We start from the raw sequence: 4,426 nt of genomic DNA on the forward strand, positions 1-4,426 counted from the left end.
GGGTGAGAGCCAAGGGGAAGCGAAGCAGCAGTGATTACAAACAGGTATCGGCCTATATCCCGGCATCTATGCATCTGCAAGCAAAGCAGAAGCTACTCCGTGAGGCGATCGCGGCTAACGATGCCAAACCGAAGGAGTTCAGTGATTTAGTTTGTGAGCTACTAGATGAGTGGTTAGCTAGGTGATTAACTGCGTACGCAGTTGGTTAGTTAACTAAATTACTGAATAGGTGCAGCACCACTTGTTCAATATTCGATGTTCAACTATTACCTGAATAAAGTGGCGATGAAGGCAAAGTTAAATGCAAGCTTGAGTTTTTGAGATTTGCTAGCTTGGTGCTACTTCACAGAGAGTTGCAATGGGGAAACTATCAAATCAAGGCTTGCATGGTTTCATTTCTCTCCGACTACTTATTGCTTGTGTCGTTGCTTTTCCTCTTTGTTTCATTGTCTATCTTGTACTCTTTGTGTTCGCTGTTCCACCTCTATTAAGTTCTGGTAGTGCTATCCCGACTTATACTGGGTTTTCGATTCAATATTTAGGTCTTATTGGCAAAGTTTCTAATCTCCGTTGTTTCACCAATGGGTCAGACCCAGATGGCTTTGGATACTATTGCCGTTTTAAGACAAGACCCTCAAATATTAGGCAGTTTGCTAGGGACATGCACCTAGAATTTGGCAAGCTAGCTAGAGATCCTTACGGGGAAAATGGGTGCGATCCATTTGATATAGACTCACCTCCCAATACAGACTCGTATCCCGAAAGGGGTTGGTGGAAACCATCAGAACTTGAGATTGGGGGGCAAGCACAGTGCTACTCAAAAAGCTCTGGCGACACGATTGAGTTGGTGTATTCTCCAATAAGCAGAATTGCTTACATCAGGCATTCTGATTATTAAGCGTTCCAGTCTTGCAAACACTGGAAAAAGAAAAGCGCACCTCCCAATCAATTTATTACTCTTACAGCGTAGCCAGCCTGAACTCCTGGCCCAAATATAATTACATCTTCATTTTGTAGGTCATGGGCTTGCAGCTTATGCCCATTAATTAAGAGACCATTCGCACTAGGTTTGCCCTTGAGATTACCATCCATAATCCGGTAGTAATAGCTGCTATCTTCGTAAGGTAACTGGACTAGGGTGGCATGGCGACGAGAGACAAGCTGGGAGATTAGGCAAATATCGCATTTAGGATCGCTCCCAATTGAGTAAATAGGATTACTAAGAACGAATTCTCGGCGGTTTTTCTCGTATTCAACAACCAGGCAATGGATCTGCTGCATTGATGTTGCTTACAGAAGGATTAAATTTTCGACGACCAATTTCCTAGCTTACTGACTTAGCATGAGAATTCTCAAATAGCTTAATTTGTCACAGTCTTGGGAAAGATATTAGAGCTTTAAGGTATTAGATTGCCAGCCTCACAGATTGGTAGGTGCGTTACTTAGTGCCTAGTTGCAATGCCACACCGTTCCTTCATGGAGACTCAGTTATGCGACCCTTAAAGACGATTGTCCTTGGCGTGGCGACCAGCTTCCTGGTGGTCATGGGCAGCACAGGGATGGCGCGGGAATGTGCCGAGAGCTACAATCGCATCCCGATGTATGCGTACCAGAACTTCCTGGTCAACTGGGACGAGCAGGCCGAGCCGCGATTCTATGCGCTGATCCGAACGCCCCAGGAGTACGACCAGGTGTTCCATCCCGCACCGATCGCGGGTGACCCCCGCCCGTTCCATCCGGAGGCGAGTCTGTACGAGAAGAGTCAAATCCTCATGGTGGCGCACGTGTTCGCCGCATCTCCCGATCCGTCGAAGGCGGACCGAATCTTCGAAGTCGAGCGGGTGACGACCAAAGCTGGGGAGTTGACGCTGCGTTATCGACTGAAGCGCCCGAAGTCCAACGTTGACGCTGCGCAGTTCAAGTTCTTCCTGGCCATCCAAGTGCCGAGAGCGAATTATCGGAAAGTGACGATCTTCGAGGATGGGAAGCTCGTTGGACAGCTCAAGCCGTCCGAGGGGCTATGGACCGTCCCGAAGCCAGCGCCGGAGTGACGTGGGGCGTGGGCGAAAATATAGAAAATCACCTTGACGAAATTACGCCAAGGCGAAAATAAATTCAAGCTCGAATTTTAGGACTTTCTGGCTTGGTGTTATCGGAAATATGCATAAACCTTAGTTCTAAACAGTTACCGGAGTTGCTTCTGCTTTTGCTGCTAAGGTATTTAGATCCTCACCGTTAAACCAGCCTTTGTAATTTTTTCCTTGATTCTGAAGCTTCTGCCATCTCAGGTCTGCGATCGCTTGTTGACGAGTCCAAGTAGGTTCGAATTTAACTCGTACAGTATCTAAAAATAGTTCATATCCCATTTTCTCGCCGTTATACCACCCCTCAACCAATACATCTGGCCGTTGAGTTTTGTTCCACTCCAGATTTTCGATCGCTTGTTGACGAGTCCAAGTAGGTTCATGCCCGACTCGTTGACCATTCCAAAAGAGTTCGTATCCTGCCGCCCCAATCTCTTCTATATCAAAATACACCTCAGAACAGGAAACTCCTTCATAGATTCCTTCGATTGGATAGCGAAACGAGCTACCTGCCTCCAGCACAACTTCTATCACTCCTTTGTAGGGCACTGATAGTTTTCCTTCTTTGATGGTTGCTGTTGCCTTTACTCTCGAATTGGGTGGACAAACCACTGGAAAATCATATCTCTTGGTGGATTCTTCAGTCTCTTCCTTGCCATAGGTACCCGAAATACTCACTTTCCAAGTTGATTCTGCACCAACCGTGGCAACTTCAGGAATGCCAGCTTCTACTTTTGAGGTGTAGGAGTACTCTAGCCCTGCTGTAATCGACCAAGACGACTTCCGGGTAATTTTTTCTTCAACGCTAAAAGTTTGAGTTTGCTCCCTGCTGGTACTGTTGTGAAATTCTTCTGAGTCAATCACTCTAGGTTGAATTGCAGCCATTTGTAGCCCCAATGTGGGATACGTGACATCCGTCAATCGACTGCTCCGAATCTTCTGCAAGAAGACAAAACCCATATTGTCAATGTCAGATCCAGCCCTGCCAAAAACCCCACAACAAATTCCAGAACCAATATCAATTGGATATTCTTGGTTGCGTTTCCAATCGGTCATGCCATGACTGAACGTAATACCCTTATCGGTGGCAAACTCAATCCAGCCTAGGCGACTTCCTTTTCCATTTCCCCATAAGGACAGACGGGTCATGCGTTCGCCAGGCTGAAAACTGTGCTCCTTGTAAGAGCCGCTGGGATTGCCAAAGGTTTGCATCGTGCCATCAGTAAGCCATACCCGGACTGCTTTGACCATCCACCCTTCAGCCCAAACACCAATTTTTTGAAGTAGAGTGCCGTTCGTACCACCGTAGAATCCAAAGGGATTACCGCCACGACCACCAATAGCACGCATAGCAACATACACATTAGACATTTGTTTCTCCTAGGCCGTAGATGACCCTAATTGATTGCTAAGGGAAGCATCATGGTGAGGAGAGTAAATTACCGATGGGGTTAGGCACCCTTACGAGTGATTTCTGAAATGCAATGAGCAAGTAGTTAATCTTGAATTAGCTAAAATTGAGGATCCATTTAGCGATCGCCACAATTGCGTCTCTCAAATCTGCATTGCTCCTATCCTCTTGCAAGCATTAACTTGTTCAACCTGACATTTCTTTCAATCTCTCTCAGCTCTCACATGCCCACTGTATAAGGGGTTTCAGCACCAGAGCTACAAGAATTTGAATAGTTCGTTTCGGTTTTCTTTCATTCTCTCAAATTCTTACTTCTCGAAGGATGCCATTAGCTTGCTCCACATCTCTTCGAAGTCCCTACGCCGCTGCATCTTAGCGATCGCATCTGACGAAGCCAAGCCTAAAGAGTTTAACAATTTAGTCTGTGAGTTGCTATCCGAACGTTTGGTTAAGTGAACAACTGGGTACGCAGTTACGTGATTATTTAATTTTTCAACTAGCTAGCTCAGCGTATGTTCAAAATGCCTTGTGCTTTTCTGGAAGCTTAGCCAGCACCTGTCGGCACCGAGGGACGTTGTACTGCCAACGCGTGACTGAATTGATTTGCTGGTGCGTACAGATGCATCCCCGTGGGGGCTATAGCTTCAGGACAGTTTCATTGAGGACATTTGCTTAACTATCCCCCCTAGGTGGATAGCTCTAGATAAAGCATGAGGGAAAAAGCTTCAGAGACCTAATGCGATCGCTTTAGGGATTGCAGCTAGCAAAGCCGGCGTTGCTGAATAGGTAATGATTTAAGCTGAGAGAGGAATTGTCCGATACTTCAAATAATGCAGCAGCAACCGAAGTGAACACTTCAACATCTCAACTGATTTGGAGTAGCACAAGGTCTTCCGGTGCAATCGTGCTAAATAATGCCTCAGTCGGGTAT

At 46.3% G+C, this 4,426-nt stretch carries 4 protein-coding genes and 1 pseudogene; 2 read left to right on the forward strand and 3 right to left on the reverse strand.

Annotated elements, in window-relative coordinates:
* The coding region (locus tag H6F68_RS28680; protein WP_399312291.1) for a hypothetical protein at positions 1-185 on the forward strand (185 nt) is incomplete at its 5' end.
* 760 nt (positions 186-945) lie between these two features.
* On the opposite strand, the gene H6F68_RS00165 is transcribed toward H6F68_RS28680, so the two are convergent.
* Positions 946-1,281 (reverse strand): FHA domain-containing protein, encoded by a 336-nt coding sequence (locus H6F68_RS00165; protein ID WP_190555692.1) that lies wholly within the window; start codon positions 1,279-1,281, stop codon positions 946-948.
* A 209-nt stretch (positions 1,282-1,490) separates the two neighbouring features.
* On the opposite strand from H6F68_RS00165, the gene H6F68_RS00170 reads away from it, so the two are divergent.
* Complete coding sequence (locus H6F68_RS00170; protein WP_190555693.1) at positions 1,491-2,051, forward strand: hypothetical protein; 561 nt, start codon at positions 1,491-1,493, stop codon at positions 2,049-2,051.
* A 126-nt stretch (positions 2,052-2,177) separates the two neighbouring features.
* Here the strand turns inward: H6F68_RS00170 and H6F68_RS00175 are convergent, their stop codons facing one another.
* Both H6F68_RS00175 and H6F68_RS00180 read right to left on the reverse strand, forming a co-directional pair.
* Positions 2,178-3,434: a jacalin-like lectin gene (locus H6F68_RS00175; RefSeq protein ID WP_190555694.1), complete on the reverse strand. Its 1,257-nt coding sequence runs from the start codon at positions 3,432-3,434 to the stop codon at positions 2,178-2,180.
* A gap of 855 nt (positions 3,435-4,289) precedes the next feature.
* Positions 4,290-4,426, reverse strand: a pseudogene (locus H6F68_RS00180) (IS1 family transposase); the annotation flags it as partial.

This window comes from Trichocoleus sp. FACHB-262, from assembly GCF_014696035.1.
GTDB lineage: Bacteria > Cyanobacteriota > Cyanobacteriia > FACHB-46 > FACHB-46 > Trichocoleus.

What these genes read in the sequence shown, in the direction of transcription:
- H6F68_RS00170 (WP_190555693.1), top strand. Translation starts at nt 1,491, where the DNA reads ATGCGACCCTTAAAGACGATTGTCCTTGGCGTGGCGACCAGCTTCCTG.
- H6F68_RS00175 (WP_190555694.1), bottom strand. Translation starts at nt 3,434, where the DNA reads ATGCGTGCTATTGGTGGTCGTGGCGGTAATCCCTTTGGATTCTACGGT.
- H6F68_RS00165 (WP_190555692.1), bottom strand. Translation starts at nt 1,281, where the DNA reads ATGCAGCAGATCCATTGCCTGGTTGTTGAATACGAGAAAAACCGCCGA.